Source organism: Roseibium porphyridii, assembly GCF_026191725.2.
Lineage (GTDB): Bacteria > Pseudomonadota > Alphaproteobacteria > Rhizobiales > Stappiaceae > Roseibium > Roseibium porphyridii.
Map to the genome: position 1 here is coordinate 3,998,493 of NZ_CP120863.1, position 14,604 is coordinate 4,013,096.

A 14,604-nucleotide genomic window follows, 5' to 3' on the forward strand; every position below is an offset into this window, starting at 1 on the left:
AATGCCGCCAGCTTCGACATTGCATGTGACTGGTTTGGATGGCGTCTCGTCGACCAAACCCTTTCAACCGGACATCAAGTCCGGAAACATGTTCGAAGAGGGGGACAGAATGCAGGAACCGACCCTGTTTACGGCGTTTGAACTGGTTTTGATGGCGATGGCTGGCTTGGTGTCATTCGTTTTGTTTGTGATCTCAAACCGCGCAAAACCCGGATCGCCTTTCGCCGACCGTGACGAAAGCTGGTCTGAAAAAGGGTTCCAAAGGCAGGGCAAAGGGTCGAATAGGCGTTCATCGCAAACCAAACGCGCTTAAAGATTTAAGCTTTTTTGATGAGATGTTTCGTTGATCTTTGCACAAATGCAGAGAACTGATTTTCCTGTTTCTCCATATTGGCGGGTCAACACTCGCAGTTGCAGGTCCGCATTCATAAGCACAGGAGGTGCTCATGTTTACTATGGTAAGTGATACAGTCCTCTTGGCGCTGTGCCTCCCCATTTTGGCGATCGCCCTGGTGTTCGGTGTCTATTTTCTGATGAGACTGAACCAAGGAGATGACATCTCTAATCAGTAGTCCGCATTGCGCATTGTTCGCGTTTTCAGAACTACAATTTTTGCTCCCGTCCGGAAATCGGAAAATCCTGCTTTGACCTCCCTGAGGCCTTCGGTCAAACTGGCCGCCAATCCAAAAGGGAGGTTAATTAATGAGCGAAAACATTCCGGGCTTTTCCACGCTTGCCATTCACGCCGGCGCTGCACCCGACCCTTCGAGCGGTGCCAGGGCGACACCGATTTATCAGACAACATCCTTTGTCTTTGATGATGTTGACCACGCGGCCTCCCTGTTCGGTCTGCAGGCCTTCGGCAACATCTATACGCGTATCACCAACCCGACCACCGCTGTGCTTGAGGAACGTGTCGCCGCCCTTGAGGGCGGAACTGCCGCGCTGGCGACCGCGTCCGGCCACTCCGCTCAGCTTCTGTGCTTCCACTCGCTGATGCAACCCGGCGACAACATCGTTGCGGCCAACAAACTGTATGGCGGTTCAATCAACCAGCTCAATCACTCCTTCAAAAGCTTCGGCTGGGGCGTAAAGTGGGCCGATCCTGCCGATATCAACTCATTCGAGGCTGCAATTGACGATCGGACCCGCGCGATCTTCATCGAAAGCCTGGCCAATCCGGGTGGCATCGTCGTCGATATCGAAGCCATTGCGGCCCTTGCAAAGGCAAAAGGCATTCCGCTCGTCGTCGACAATACGATGGCAAGTCCCTATCTCTGCCGTCCGATCGAGCATGGTGCCGATATTGTGCTGCATTCCCTGACCAAATTCATGGGCGGTCATGGTAACTCCATGGGTGGTATTATCGTGGATGGCGGCAGCTTTGATTGGTCTGCCAGCGGCAACTATCCCCTGCTCTCGCAGCCTCGTCCGGAGTATCAGGGCATCGTGCTGCATGAGACATTCGGCAACTTCGCCTTTGCCATCGCTTGTCGCGTTCTTGGACTGCGTGATCTCGGCCCTGCGATCTCGCCGTTCAACGCGTTCATGATCCTGACCGGTATCGAAACCTTGCCATTGCGCATGCAGAGACACTCCGACAACGCCAAGAAGGTTGCGCTTCATCTGTCGGGTCACGACAAGGTCAACTGGGTGTCCTATGCAGCCTTACCCGAAGACAAGCACCACTCTTTGCAGCAGAAATATCTGCCCAAGGGTGCTGGCGCCGTGTTCACCTTCGGCGTTGAGGGCGGCTATGATGCGGGTGTGAATCTCGTATCAAAGGTGGAACTGTTCTCGCACCTGGCCAATATTGGCGACACCCGTAGCCTGATCATCCACCCGGCATCGACAACACACCGTCAGCTGTCAGATGATCAGAAGGTCGCAGCCGGAGCTGGGCCTGACGTGGTTCGTATTTCTGTGGGACTGGAAGATGTCGATGACATCATTGCAGATCTCGACCAGGCACTTTCCGGATAGATTTTCCTACCGGGTCATGAAAAGCCCGCCGGTTGGCGGGCTTTTTTGTTGTCTTTCTAAGGTTTGACCTGAAACTCCTGAAACAGGTAACCGCCATCGTAAATGCGCGTTGTCGTGTTGATCATTTCACGACCGTCACCAAAATCCCCGAACAACCTGACGCCGCTGCCCAGAAGGATCGGGGCCCGCTTCAAACGAAGGATATCAATCAAGCGATTGCTCATGAGATGGCCTGCGAACTCCCCTCCCCCGCACACATAAATCGGACCGTCCGCGTTGGCCTTCAGATCCTTGATTTTGGAGAGCTCGTTTTTGTCGATCACTTCAACCGCGCTTTCTCCCGGAAGCTCCAATGATCTGGAAAAAACGAAGGTTTTCATGTTCTCATACGGGTTGGCGCCCGGCTCGAGCCCAAATCGGTAGCCAAATTCATATGTTTTCCGCCCCATGATTGCGATGGCATATGTGTTGAGGCGCTCGAAATAGTCCTCAACAACCTGACCCTCGTGAGCGAATTTCGTGATGTCGTCGCCTGCACCGGCAATGAAGCCGTCAATTGAGACAGCCACGTCATAGATGATGGGTTGCATGATGTGCTCCGCAAGTAAGTCCAAATTGCCCGAAGGCGTTTTTTCAGTTGGCCTCTACTTGATCACTGTCGGAGCACTCCTCTTTGATGGGCAAGTCTGGGTTGCACTGCACTCGATTGTCAAACCGTCAGCGCAAGTGTTCTACTCTTTGCAGACTAGGCCTTGCTTTGCAACGGGTAAGGCCCTTTCAACAGGGCCATGTGATCAACAATGGCCGCAAGCACGATGACTGCAAACCCTTGGTGGACCAGTGCAATTGAAAGCGGAACCTGCCAGATCAGAGTCAATATTCCGAAAATTGCTTGAAGCAAAATGAAGCCACCAACATTTGCGCCAGCCCGTCGCAAGGCCGGACGGCTGCTGACGCGGAATGTGGCAACTGTTAGCGCCAGGCCAATGAAGACCAGAATATATGCTGTAACCCGGTGCTGGAACTGGACCGTCATGACATTTTCAAAAAAATTGAGCCAGATCGGATCCATCACGAAAAGCCCTTTCGGGATCACTTGACCGTCCATCAATGGCCAGGTGTTGAATGTCAGTCCCGCATTCAGGCCTGCAACCAAACCGCCCAGGAACATTTGCAGGAAAACAAACGCGAACACGAGTTTGCTCAGTCCGGACAAACGTGCCGTTTCTGTTTCGGTTGGTTGCGAAAGTGGCGTCAGTCGTCGTGCAATCCAGAACAGATAGGCAAAGATAATCAAAGCCAGCGTCAGGTGTACTGCCAGCCTGTATTGACTGACGTCAACACGCTCAACCAGACCTGAGGCCACCATCCACCAGCCGACAAACCCCTGCAATCCACCCAGAGCAAGTCCCAACAAGAGCCTCGGCTTCAGCCACGGCTCAATTCTTCCCGCTGCCCAGAACGCAACCATTGGGACAAAGAAAGCGACACCAATGAAGCGGCCCAACAGCCTGTGTCCCCATTCCCACCAGAAGATGAACTTGAATTCCTCCAGGCTCATTCCTTTGTTGATGAGCTGATATTCGGGAATTTGCCGGTATTTTTCTAACTCTTCTTCCCATTCGGCTTCGCTCAAGGGCGGAATGACGCCGTGAATGGGCTTCCACTCGGTGATGGACAGACCCGATTCCGTCAGCCGGGTGGCCCCGCCGACAACAACCATTGCCAGGATCAGCGCGCACACTACATAGAGCCACCACCGGATCATCGCCCGGCTTTGCTGGATCCTCTGTCTTCTGGCTGGAATCAATTGTCCTGTGCTTTCCTTAGCGCTGTCTGCAATGACATTCATAAACCAGCCCCGGCCCGTCGCGTTTCCGAAAAATCCCTTGGTTGCCGAAATATAGGGGTAGCAGCATGTCGGCAAGGAGCCTGAGACACTTTGTGTCAATTCCAATGGTCATATCATTTAGTTCAGACCTGACGCTCAACCGGCACGCGCGCTTAGAGCTTTCTGCAAGCCGAATTTATCCACGGCTGGCGACAGGTTCACCAACCGCTAGCGAATGGCATCGTAGCCAGCTTTGAGCTTCTTGATTGCGTCGTTCACCTCGTCAGCGTTCTTCACCACCTCCTCAACGATTGTCGCAGCATCGCCTTCAGTCAGGGCAACACCTGCCTTCTTGAGGGACAAGACCAGATCCAGAGCGGCCTTTTTCTTTTCGGCAGCCGTGATTTTGACCGCCGCCGGAATAGACGTCAGTGCCTTCATGGCAACAGTCGACAAGATGGTCCAAACCAAACGAAGTGCCGTCATACGCGCGTTAAAGCCGCTCTTGCCGATAGAGCCCAAAAGAGATCCTGCAAGTTTGGTGATCTTTTTGGTGTCCCCTGCCATCGCATCCGGAATGTTGCGTGCGACGTCTTCTCCGAACATGGCAACAGCTGCCTTTGTTCCTTTCCATGCCGCAAAGAGGGCGGCGTCCACGATCTTGTCCCACAAGGTTGGAGCATAGGTTTTCAGTGTTTTTCGCGCGGCAAGAACAAGACTGATAGCCTTTGCCCATTTTGGAAAGTTGTCCTTGTTCTTTGCAGTCCACTCGGCAACCTTGAGCCCGACATCTGCGGCAAAAACGAACGGATTGGCAGAAGCGACCGCAAGCAGAAACTCCATTTCCATCTCGATCAGAACTTGGGTGGACTTCAGTTTCTTCCCGGCATGCGCAATCCCAGCATAAAGAATATCTGTGACGAAACCTTCCCGATTTTGCCGGTAGATCACCCCCTCCTTCGCCGTCGCAATGTCCGATGTGATTTGCTGATAGGTAATGATGCCGTTGGGCTTGAGTTTACCGTCCTCCCGCGTCTCATATTCGATGGCATGAATGATCAGACGTTTGCCTTCCGGTGCCAGCCAGGTTTCACCAGCCTTGACGGTGGCAAACCCACCCGGCGACGCCGCATCTGCAAACCTCAAGAACCCACCTGGCTTGGTCGCGGCAATTTCCTTGTCGGTCAAGGCGCGCGGCACCATTGTCGGGCGCGTTGCCGGTTTTGGATCCACTTTCGGTTTTTCGGAAGAACCGCCACCTGACGGACCGTTGTCGTCCGGCAGATCCGGAATACTCATCCTCTGCCACACCGATGCAGAATTCGGATCATTCATCGCGATTATTGTGCGCCCTGCCGGGTCAACACGGGAATCGGGCTTCCGAAATCCAACCACGCTGATCTGAAAATCAGCGATCATTCCGCGCGTCTTCCTTCCGCTGATACCATCTGGAACGAGGTTTGTGCGCGACCCGCCCATGAGCTCGTTCAGCCGCGTCTGCACCGCGACCACGTCGAGTTGGTCATTCTTTCCCCACCGCCCGACAGAGCCTGTAATGCCTATGGAAGAATTGATCATGTCAAACACCTTGCCGTTCACGACTTGGTCCGGATCGCAAGGCCAAGATCAAATGACCATTGCTTTTGTGCGCAAATCAAAGTGCATCTGCTCCCGCGAAATCGTTTTGCGGGTCAGCGCGCTCGGGCCCAAAATCGCCCTTCGCCAAGTCAGAAATTTCAATTGTCTCAATGTGACGGCGAGCGATCCGGTCAAACACAAGGGGCCGCTTGCCGCAAAAAGCAGATCCGGGCTATAAGCTGCGCCGGATGTCTTCCGTTATGAAACAAGATTTACGGGACACTCGCTGGACGTGTCTGTGACAGCCATCACAATCCATCGAAAGAAAATGGAAACCCTTGCAAATGGTCCCCTCGTTCAGAAAATTCGTTGGCATGGTGCTGCTGGTCGTGTTCGTTGTGATCTACGCACTCGTCGCGATGGTGATTGGTGACATCACGCTGCAGAACGCCTCATCCGTTGTACGACTGATTTACTTTGCGATTGCCGGTCTGGTCTGGGTGGTTCCGGCCGGTGCCATCATCTGGTGGATGGAAAAAGGCGGGAAAAACCGGACCTGACGCCAAATCCAGAGGCAGCCCATCGCGCAGCCCGATAAAGCGCGAATGGCGCTCCCGTCAGATACTGATCCACGATACCCGGATCCTGGAACCGGCCATTGAGCGACACCCGTGGCAACATCATGGGGTCACGTGCATTGGCGGACTGAAGAACCCCGGGCAATGTGGTCACCGAAGACGCAAAGCCTATTTCCCTGACGATTTCGGCGTCCCGCAGACTGACCGCGTGCGATTTGCCATATGGGTAGGCGAAGTGTTTCGGACGCCGGCCAAGCTCTTCTTCGAGCCGGCTCAAACCTTTGAGAACATCTGCGCGCGCGACAGAAGCCTCAAGTCTGGCCATTGCGTAGTGCTCATGCGTGTGTGCGCCAATCGAAACCAGTGGATCAGAAGAGAGTTCTCGCACCTGATCCCATGTCATCACCAGCTCATCGGCTATCGCGGCGAGGTCCAGTCCGTATTTCTCAGCCAGGGCACGAATGATTTTTCGCTGATCGTACTCACCTATTTCCAAGGTGAGGTAGTCGACGATCTTGTCGAAACAAGCGATCTTGTCGTCAAGACTTGCGCAGGGAAGGCCGCTGGCTTCACCAGCCTGGGTGAAAATCACCTCATCGTTCTCAGCGATGATCCGCTCAAGCGCCAACCACCATAACTCGCAAGTCCGATCAATCAGACCGCTGGTGATGAAGACAGTAAACGGTGCCCCCAACTCTTTGAGGATCGGATAGGCAACCTCAAGATTGTCCTTGTATCCATCATCAAATGTCAAAACGGCGTAGCGATGGTTGCCGTAGCCTGATTTCAAAAGATCGACAGCCTCGTCCAGCGCGATGATTTCATATCCGTTGGCCCTGATCCGCTCCACAGCCTGGCGCAGAAACTCCGGTGTGATCTCCAGATGCCGATTTGGTTGAAAAGCATTCGTGCGGGCAGGTCTGACATGGTGCATCATGAAGACTGCACCGCAGCCCTGCGTGAACGGCGCCAACACACGGTCAAGTCCGGTCCCTTTCAGGACCCGGAACGCGCGTGAAACTGACTTGTGCCGAACTTTCATCTGGCGTGATGCCCATTTGTGAAGAAGGTGCCACTTAGGCACGGTTTCTTTAACAATTATTGCTAAATCTATCGAGACTTAATCTGATCTTCTAGCGTGCGATACGGTCTAGGCTCCATGATCGTTCAAAATGGTTTATCCGAGTGTAACAATCCTGTTCAAACGATCTTTGATGAGGTCGAGGAAAAGCCTGTGACCTCAGCTCCCTGCCCTTGGCGCCTCACTGTTCTCAATAGCCTTAGCGAAGCGCTACCATACTGGCAACACTTAAGAACTGCAGGTTGTAGAAACCCGTATCAGTCTTCCGAGTGGCTTTCCTCATGGTTTGAAACCATTGGCAAAGAACGGAAGATCGAGGTCGCCATCGCGGTGGTTCAGATAGAGGAAAAGCCTGTCGCGATCCTGCCCTTTGCGCTGGAACGTGGTGGACTTGCCAGCACGCTTACGTTTCTGGGTCATCAAAATGGCAATCAAAACACAGGTTTATGGGATCTGAGCTTTTATGGTGAAGTGACCAAGACCCAGATCGAAGACATTTTGCGAAACGTCCAGAAACAGACTGGTGCGGACGTATTCAGTCTTTCGAACATTCCCGAACACTGGCACGGACGGCCACACCCATTTTTGAGCGCAGCTGCGACACAAAGTCCGAGCCCCATCTTCGTTCAGGATCTTCCTGAGACCTTCGACACCTTCTTTCGGGAAACGCACAGCAAATCGTCGCGCAAGAACCTGCTCCGCAAGCAAAGGCATCTGCAGGCAACCGGCGACTATCGCGTTGGAAAGGCCGTCGAGCCTGACGAGATCAATCGTGCCTTTCGCGCCTTTTTGGACCAGCGTGAGAAACGGGCTGGCGAAGCAGGAATTCCAAATGCGTTTTCAAATCCCGTAGCACAGGATTTTCTGGCGCAGCTTCTGGGATTGAAACCATTCGCGTCCGGTGAAGCGACAAAATCGATGGACATCTGGTTCCTGGAAACAGGGGGGGCCATTCGCGCGACTTATCTGTGTGTGGAACAGGACAGCACGCTTTACGCCTACAGCAACAGCGTTGCACATGATGATATGCTGCCGAACAGCCCTGGTCTGGTGCTGATCAAGGAAATCATTGAATATGCCTGCGGATCGCCGCAAATAGAGGTTCTCGACCTTGGCCTCGGCGAGGAACGATACAAGACAGCCTGGACCAAGGCTGTTCCGCTCAAAGACCTCGCGTTGGCGTTTACCTGGAAAGGGATCTTGCGGCAAAAGCAGAATGCGCTCCGGCTGCGCATCAAAACGGGCATCCGAAACTCAGACGCTCTCTGGCCTCTGGTCAGGCGGCTAAGAAAACTGAAAGCCGGACTGGGCAATCGCGGGTAGGCCGCTCCCTCGGAACCATATTATCCTCAGGCCGCGTGGCCGTCTCCATTCCGGCGTGGTCCCTTGCCACCTGCAATCACCACTTCCACCTTTGCCCCGGTATTGTGCGCCAGGAGATTGGCAGCGCTTTGCAATTCGTGCCCCTGGTCAGGAGCACTGGCGGCGATCAGAACCCTGTCCGCAAAACTCAGCATCCGCGCACTGGCCAGGGTTCCGTCAATGGCGCCCAGGTCAACGACGATGGTTTCGTAAGTAGAATCAATCGCTTCCAGAGCAAGCTTAAACCGCTCAGCGTTGACCATGTCGTCGGTGATGACTTCTCGTCCCGCTTCAATGATATGGGCCTTGGATCCCGCGTCCCGGTAGACGACCTTTGCGAACGGTGCATGGCCGGCAACAATATCGGCAAAGCCTTCAGCAGCTTTCGGATTGGACTGTTCCGGAAAGACTTCCATGATCAATGCGGACCGACTGGAGCCTGCAGCTTTGCGAACAAGATCAAACGCCAGGTCGTGAGACAACGCGTCATCGTCGACGCTCAGAACGACAATACGGCCACTTGGTTCGACTTCGTCTGCATAGGTTGCCGTAATGTCGTCTTCTTCGTTTTTCAGGCGGCGCTTTTTCCCAAGCGCTGCAGCTGCAATCGCACCCTTCGCCGTATCGAAGGCAGATTTCGAATCGCGCGGTGGAACATCGTCAGTGACTGGTTTCGGGTCTTCATCCACCTCGTTGCCACGCATGCTCCCGATCCAGTCAGGCGCGACGTCATGATCATAGCTGTTACGGTCACGAAGGCTGCGCCTCTTGCGCTTATTCTCACGGCCTGTCTGTGCTGACGTTTCGCCCTTGCCATCGAAACGATCGTGTGCGGCGCCAGCAGCGCTGTCGTCATTGTCGCCGAACGCGCCGGATCGCTGAGGCTCACGGAAACCGGTGTCCATCCGATAGTTGGAAATGGTTTGGCCGTAGCCTCGCTCCCAACCAAAACTGTCGTCCGGTCCGGGGCCGATGTTTCTCGCGCGATCGGCTTCTGAAGAGGCAGACGCAACATGTCCGCCGGACTGGTCCTGCGAAGCGCCGGCAAATGCCGGTTCCACCTGGTTCATCCGGTAGAGCGCATTGCCACTCAAAAATTCACGCATCAGGACAAAGGCGCAACCGAGGATGAAAGTAACGAGTGCTGCGATTATCGTGCTGGACATGATTTTCGGGGAATCGGGCTCAACCGGAACAGCGGCCTGGGAGATGACCCTTGCATCGGCCGGGAGTACCTGTGCCCGCAATCGCGAGTCTGCTTCCTGATAGCTTAGCAGCAGTTGATCAAGCTGCATCGCCTTGGCATTCGCTTCTCGCTCCAGCTCGGCCAGACGCGCCTGATCCGCATTGGATTTTGCGGCAGCTGTCTTCAGACTGTCCAAACGCGTTTCCAGTGCCCTGGCCTGCTGCTCTGCGACCTTGGCGTCGTTTTCCAGGCCCTGCAGGATCTTGCGTGCCTCCGACCTGATCTGCCGGTCATAGTCGCCCAGTTGCGACTGAAGCGCTTTCAGCTGCGGATGGCTTGGCAAAAGAGTGATGGACAGTTCGGCAATGTTGGACTGGATTTCCACCTGCCGTTCGCGCAAACGCTGGATCAATGGAGAATTGAGAACATCGCTAGCGGTTTCAAGCGACCCACCTGAATTCAAAAGTTCGCGGATAAGATCTGCTTTGGCTTGCGATTCTGCCTTGGCAGCCTGAGCTGCGGAATAATCGCTGCTGGTCTCTGCCAGCTGCTGCTGGTTCAAAGGAATGTTGTCGGCACCGATGAGAAGGTCCGCCCGGGCCCTGAAGTCGGCCACAGCCTGCCTGGCAGCCTGCACTTCCTTGCGCAACTCGACAATCTGGGGCTCAAGCGCGGCTGAAGCCTGTTCCGTAGTCTGGCGCTTGGCGTTTGACTGCAGCAAAAGGTACTGGTCGATGATGGTGTTGGCGACTTTCGCTGCGAGCACAGGATTTTCAGCCGTATAATCAACGGCGATCACGCGTGACCCATCGAGGCGATAGATATCCAGGTTCTCATAATAGTGCTTGAGCACCCTCTCCTCTTCGCTGTTGCCAGCTGAGGTAGTGCCCAGACCAATCATCGACAGCAGACCCTTGACCAGGCCGCCTGACCGTTGGGCTTCGAATTCGGGTATTGCAGCGAGGTTGAGTTTGCTGGCGACACGGCGAGCCAGATCAGCGGACATGAGGAGCTGCGCCTGGCTGGCGACACCTTCTGCGTCAAGCAGCGCTCGTTCTTCTTCCGCACCGCGCGCGGCGCCTGGAAAATTGTTGTCCGTGCTCTCGATAATGATACGCGCTTCGCCTTTGTATTTCGGCGCAACGAACTGAAGTCCCAAGAAGACTGCAGCGGCAACGATCAGTGTCAGCGGCACGAGCCAGCTCAGGGACCGTCCAATGGCGCGCAAAAGACCGCCCAGGTCCAGCGCCATGTCGTCGTCAGGAAGGGTCTGCCGCTCAGCATTCATCGTTAGAAACTCCAAAGTTCCGGCAAACTATGTCGAATTAGGGTAAGCGATCGGTTAAACTGTCCCAAATCCGGTCAGATCAGCTGTTAATTTTTTTCCGAGGGTTTCTTTCATCCCTCCATTCAGTGTTTTTTCCTCTTCACCCTCAATTAACCATAACACGCGATGCTATCTCCGAATTGTAGGAGAGTCGTTGATGCGAATGAGAGCGCTACTTGTCCTGGGCATCTGCCTGGGCCTTGCTGCTTGCAGCGGGTACAGGCAGCCGCCGACAGCATTTCATGAAACACTGACACAGCCTTATCTCTTGGATTCAAGCGACAGGCTGCGCATCATCGTGTTTGGTCAGGATGACCTGTCCAACACCTATGTCGTTGATCAAGCTGGATATATTTCCTTTCCATTGGTTGGCAGCGTCGCGGCTCGCGGCAAGACTCAGCAAGGACTTGCTTCAGAGATTGCCGGTAAATTGCGGCAAGGTTTTATCCGCGACCCGGATGTCTCCGTGGAGATCGATACCTATCGTCCGATCTTTTTGATGGGAGAGGTGCAAAATGCAGGCCAGTATAACTACGTGGCCGGCATGACAGTGCAAAATGCCATTGCCACAGCCGGTGGATTTTCGGCCAGGGCACAACAATCGAACGTCGATGTGACCCGTCAGATCAATGGTGAAATCCTAAACGGACGTGTGCCCATTTCGGACCCTGTCCGTCCCGGAGACACAATTTACGTCCGCGAACGCTATTTTTAGAGATCCACGAAGTTAACCGCGGACTCACCTCCCTTTGCTAGTGTGCAGTTTCAGAGCTCCACAGGTTCAATAAGAAACCTGGGGGCGAGAACAGGGAAACTGCACCATGACAACGACTCCCATGCGGATCGTGCATTGTGTTCGCTCGCCTATCGGCGGGATCTTCCGTCATATCCGCGATCTGGCAACAGCCCAGGCGGAAGCGGGACACGATGTCGGCTTAATTTGCGATAGCACTACGGGCAGCGCTTTCGACAATCGAGGCGTGGAAGAGCTTGAACCGAAGCTGGCTCTCGGCCTGGCTCGCTTTCCAATGCAGCGTCAGCTGACCTTCAAGGACCTTACCGCGACGCTTGCGCTTTATCGTCATATCCGTGACCTGAAACCGGATATCCTGCACGGCCATGGCGCCAAGGGCGGCGCATACGTGCGCCTGATCGGCAGCATTTTGAAGCTCCGCGGTCAGAAGGTGTCCCGCGTTTACTGTCCGCATGGCGGCAGCCTTCATTACGATCCGAACCGCTTCGAAGGCCGGATCTATCATACGATTGAAGGCATGCTTGGCCGTTTGACCGATGGGCTGGTTTTTGTCTCCGACTACGAAGCTGCGGCTTACGAAAGCAAGGTCGGACAACCCCGCGCGCTGTCCCGGATTGTCTATAACGGGCTGACGCCTGCCGAATTTGCACCGGTCAGCGTCGACGAGAGCGCCGGCGACTTCCTCTATATCGGTATGCTGCGTGATTTGAAGGGACCGGATCTCTTCATTGAGGCACTCCACAATATCCGCCTGAAGACCGGCCAGGCACCGCGTGCACATATCGTCGGTGAAGGCCCGGATGAAGAGCGCTATCGAAATATGGTCAAAAGGTTCGACCTGGAACGTGCTGTCACGTTCCATGGCGCCCTGCCCGCCCGCGAAGCCTTCAAGCTTGCAAGAAATGTGGTGGTCCCCTCCCGCGCGGAGGCAATGCCTTACATCATCTTGGAAACTGTTGCTGCTGAACGCCCGTTGATCGCAACGCGCGTTGGCGGAATACCGGAGATCTTCGGCAGATATTCCAATCGACTGATCGAACCGGGACACATTGGCAAGCTGACCGTTGCGATGGAAGCGGCCCTTGACAGCCCTGAGCAGATGGCGGGCGAGGCAAAGGAACTTAGAAGCTGTCTGGCTGAGACGTTCTCGACCGAGCTGATGAATGATCGCATCACAACGCTCTACCAGGAGCTGAAAGGCATCAAACCGGCTGATCAGTCGGTTGCTGCTCCGGCAAACGGTCTTTCCGGTGTTGCGCGTGCGCAAACTGCGCTGGCGAGGTCGAGCAACAGATCATGAGCAGCCACGCCCTAAAACCGACGGACCCGATTGAGCCCAAGGCATTTGCTGCACAGACAGGTGCCGGCGCGAGCGCTGACGACCTGGACGACCGGTTGGAAAAGCAATTCCGGGAATCGCTTCAGGGCATCACCGATCCCGACAATATCCAGAAATTGTCCGGAAACAGCTCCAGCTTGAGCGTGGAAGCAGCTGAAATTGCACAAGGTCTCGGTGGCAAGGGGCTTTCCGCGCCCGTTTTGTCCGGGTTTGTGCGCCTGGCCGACATTCTGCTGGTTGCCGGTTCTGCTTTGGTCGCAGCGTTTGCAGGTTCAGAACCTTCCGGTTTCGGGCTGGAAAACGTCTTTGCAATTGCTGCAGCGCTGCTGTTCACGCTGGCCTTTTTTCAGGCAGCGGATGTTTATCAGGTTCAGGTCATGCGCCAGGGCCTGTCCCAGCTTGGCCGCGTTGCTGCCGGCTGGACCCTTGTCTTTGCCATGTTCGCCCTGCTGCGCTCCACGACCGGGGTCGGCATCGGGCTGGCCGAGGCCTGGATCGGCTCGTGGTTTGTATTTGGTCTGACAGGGCTTTGCGTTTCCCGCCTCATCGTCTCCCGGCTGGTGCGCCGCTGGATGTCGTCGGGCCGGCTGGAACGGCGCGCGATCATCGTCGGGGGCGGCACGGCTGCTGCGGAGCTCATTCACGAACTTGAAGCCCAGCCGGGAAACGATATCCGCATTTGCGGCATCTTCGATGACCGGTCGAATGATCGCTCACCACCGGTGGTGGCGGGTTATCAGAAGCTCGGCAACATCAGTGCGCTTGTGGAATTTGCGCGGCTTGCGCGCATCGACATGCTAATTGTGTGCATCCCCTTGCGCGCGGAAAAACGCGTGCTGGAACTTCTCAGAAAGCTTTGGGTTCTGCCCGTCGACATTCGCCTGTCGGCCCATACTGACAAGGTCCGCTTCCGCAATCGCGCCGCGTCCTTTATCGGCACGGTTCCCTTTGTGGATGTTGTCGCCAAACCGATTGCGGACTGGGACATGGTCGCCAAGCGGATCTTCGATCTGGTGTTCGCAACACTTGCCATCGTCACCCTCTTCCCGGTGATGATCGCAGCGGCCGTCGCGATCAAGCTCAACAGCAAGGGACCGGTCCTCTTCCGTCAGAAGCGGTACGGCTTCAACAACGAGGTCATCGATGTCCTGAAGTTCCGGTCGATGTACACCGACATGGCGGACCCCGATGCAAAGACCGTCGTGACCAAGGGTGATCCGCGTGTCACCAGCGTCGGACGCTTCATCAGAAAAACCTCCATCGATGAGCTGCCGCAACTCTTCAACGTTCTGGCAGGCAGCCTGTCGCTGGTCGGTCCGCGTCCGCATGCGGTCAACGCTCATACGGACAACAAGACCTGGGATGACGTCGTCGACGGCTACTTCGCCCGTCACAAGGTCAAGCCGGGCGTCACGGGCTGGGCGCAGATCAACGGCTGGCGCGGTGAAGTCGACACGCCGGAGAAAATTCAGAACCGTGTCGAGTGCGATGTCTACTATATTGAAAACTGGTCCCTGCTTTTCGATCTGCAGATCCTGTTTCTGACACCGTTCCGCCTGCTCAACACGGAGAATGCCTATTGAGC

The 14,604-nt window shown here is 55.2% G+C and carries 12 protein-coding genes; 7 read left to right on the forward strand and 5 right to left on the reverse strand.

Annotated elements, in window-relative coordinates; translation table 11 throughout:
- The first annotated feature begins 1 nt into the window (after position 1).
- Both K1718_RS18485 and K1718_RS18490 read left to right on the forward strand, forming a co-directional pair.
- On the forward strand, positions 2-313 hold the full coding sequence (locus K1718_RS18485) for a hypothetical protein (protein WP_152502361.1): 312 nt from the start codon (positions 2-4) through the stop codon (positions 311-313).
- Between the two features lie 389 nt (positions 314-702).
- On the forward strand, positions 703-1,983 hold the full coding sequence (locus K1718_RS18490) for an O-acetylhomoserine aminocarboxypropyltransferase (protein WP_152502362.1): 1,281 nt from the start codon (positions 703-705) through the stop codon (positions 1,981-1,983).
- Positions 1,984-2,039: 56 nt separating this feature from the next.
- On the opposite strand, the gene K1718_RS18495 is transcribed toward K1718_RS18490, so the two are convergent.
- The 3 genes from K1718_RS18495 to K1718_RS18505 form a co-directional block, all read right to left on the reverse strand.
- Complete coding sequence (locus K1718_RS18495; protein WP_265681254.1) at positions 2,040-2,573, reverse strand: dihydrofolate reductase family protein; 534 nt, start codon at positions 2,571-2,573, stop codon at positions 2,040-2,042.
- Positions 2,574-2,728: 155 nt separating this feature from the next.
- Positions 2,729-3,835 (reverse strand): COX15/CtaA family protein, encoded by a 1,107-nt coding sequence (locus tag K1718_RS18500; protein WP_265681253.1) that lies wholly within the window; start codon positions 3,833-3,835, stop codon positions 2,729-2,731.
- Positions 3,836-4,042: 207 nt separating this feature from the next.
- Positions 4,043-5,392 (reverse strand): hypothetical protein, encoded by a 1,350-nt coding sequence (locus K1718_RS18505; protein ID WP_152502365.1) that lies wholly within the window; start codon positions 5,390-5,392, stop codon positions 4,043-4,045.
- A gap of 344 nt (positions 5,393-5,736) precedes the next feature.
- Here K1718_RS18505 and K1718_RS18510 point away from each other — a divergent pair, with 344 nt between their 5' ends.
- A complete protein-coding gene (locus K1718_RS18510; protein ID WP_265681252.1) occupies positions 5,737-5,952 on the forward strand; it encodes a DUF2842 domain-containing protein in 216 nt (71 codons plus the stop codon).
- Here K1718_RS18510 and K1718_RS18515 read toward each other — a convergent pair.
- Positions 5,912-7,012, reverse strand: a complete 1,101-nt coding sequence (locus tag K1718_RS18515; protein ID WP_265681251.1) for a polysaccharide deacetylase family protein — start codon at positions 7,010-7,012, stop codon at positions 5,912-5,914. The genes K1718_RS18510 and K1718_RS18515 overlap by 41 nt on opposite strands.
- A 192-nt stretch (positions 7,013-7,204) precedes the next feature.
- Here K1718_RS18515 and K1718_RS18520 point away from each other — a divergent pair, with 192 nt between their 5' ends.
- Positions 7,205-8,374, forward strand: coding sequence for a GNAT family N-acetyltransferase (locus tag K1718_RS18520; protein WP_265681250.1), 1,170 nt, complete (start codon positions 7,205-7,207; stop codon positions 8,372-8,374).
- A gap of 26 nt (positions 8,375-8,400) precedes the next feature.
- Here the strand turns inward: K1718_RS18520 and K1718_RS18525 are convergent, their stop codons facing one another.
- Complete coding sequence (locus tag K1718_RS18525; RefSeq protein ID WP_265681249.1) at positions 8,401-10,887, reverse strand: GumC family protein; 2,487 nt, start codon at positions 10,885-10,887, stop codon at positions 8,401-8,403.
- Between the two features lie 196 nt (positions 10,888-11,083).
- Here K1718_RS18525 and K1718_RS18530 point away from each other — a divergent pair, with 196 nt between their 5' ends.
- The 3 genes from K1718_RS18530 to K1718_RS18540 all read left to right on the forward strand — a co-directional run bounded on the left by K1718_RS18530 (position 11,084) and on the right by K1718_RS18540 (position 14,602).
- Positions 11,084-11,641: a polysaccharide biosynthesis/export family protein gene (locus K1718_RS18530; protein ID WP_173006068.1), complete on the forward strand. Its 558-nt coding sequence runs from the start codon at positions 11,084-11,086 to the stop codon at positions 11,639-11,641.
- 106 nt (positions 11,642-11,747) lie between these two features.
- The gene (locus K1718_RS18535; protein ID WP_173006069.1) at positions 11,748-12,980 is read left to right on the forward strand and encodes a glycosyltransferase family 4 protein; all 1,233 of its coding nucleotides are present in this window, start codon (positions 11,748-11,750) and stop codon (positions 12,978-12,980) included.
- On the forward strand, positions 12,977-14,602 hold the full coding sequence (locus tag K1718_RS18540; RefSeq protein WP_265681248.1) for an undecaprenyl-phosphate glucose phosphotransferase: 1,626 nt from the start codon (positions 12,977-12,979) through the stop codon (positions 14,600-14,602). The genes K1718_RS18535 and K1718_RS18540 overlap by 4 nt, the downstream gene beginning before the upstream one ends.
- Positions 14,603-14,604 lie beyond the last annotated feature (2 nt).

Coding starts and splice junctions, on each gene's coding strand:
- K1718_RS18505 (WP_152502365.1), bottom strand. CDS start 5,392: ATGATCAATTCTTCCATAGGCATTACAGGCTCTGTCGGGCGGTGGGGA.
- K1718_RS18530 (WP_173006068.1), top strand. CDS start 11,084: ATGCGAATGAGAGCGCTACTTGTCCTGGGCATCTGCCTGGGCCTTGCT.
- K1718_RS18500 (WP_265681253.1), bottom strand. CDS start 3,835: ATGAATGTCATTGCAGACAGCGCTAAGGAAAGCACAGGACAATTGATT.
- K1718_RS18490 (WP_152502362.1), top strand. CDS start 703: ATGAGCGAAAACATTCCGGGCTTTTCCACGCTTGCCATTCACGCCGGC.
- K1718_RS18540 (WP_265681248.1), top strand. CDS start 12,977: ATGAGCAGCCACGCCCTAAAACCGACGGACCCGATTGAGCCCAAGGCA.
- K1718_RS18485 (WP_152502361.1), top strand. CDS start 2: ATGCCGCCAGCTTCGACATTGCATGTGACTGGTTTGGATGGCGTCTCG.
- K1718_RS18535 (WP_173006069.1), top strand. CDS start 11,748: ATGACAACGACTCCCATGCGGATCGTGCATTGTGTTCGCTCGCCTATC.
- K1718_RS18515 (WP_265681251.1), bottom strand. CDS start 7,012: ATGAAAGTTCGGCACAAGTCAGTTTCACGCGCGTTCCGGGTCCTGAAA.
- K1718_RS18495 (WP_265681254.1), bottom strand. CDS start 2,573: ATGCAACCCATCATCTATGACGTGGCTGTCTCAATTGACGGCTTCATT.
- K1718_RS18525 (WP_265681249.1), bottom strand. CDS start 10,887: ATGAATGCTGAGCGGCAGACCCTTCCTGACGACGACATGGCGCTGGAC.
- K1718_RS18510 (WP_265681252.1), top strand. CDS start 5,737: ATGGTCCCCTCGTTCAGAAAATTCGTTGGCATGGTGCTGCTGGTCGTG.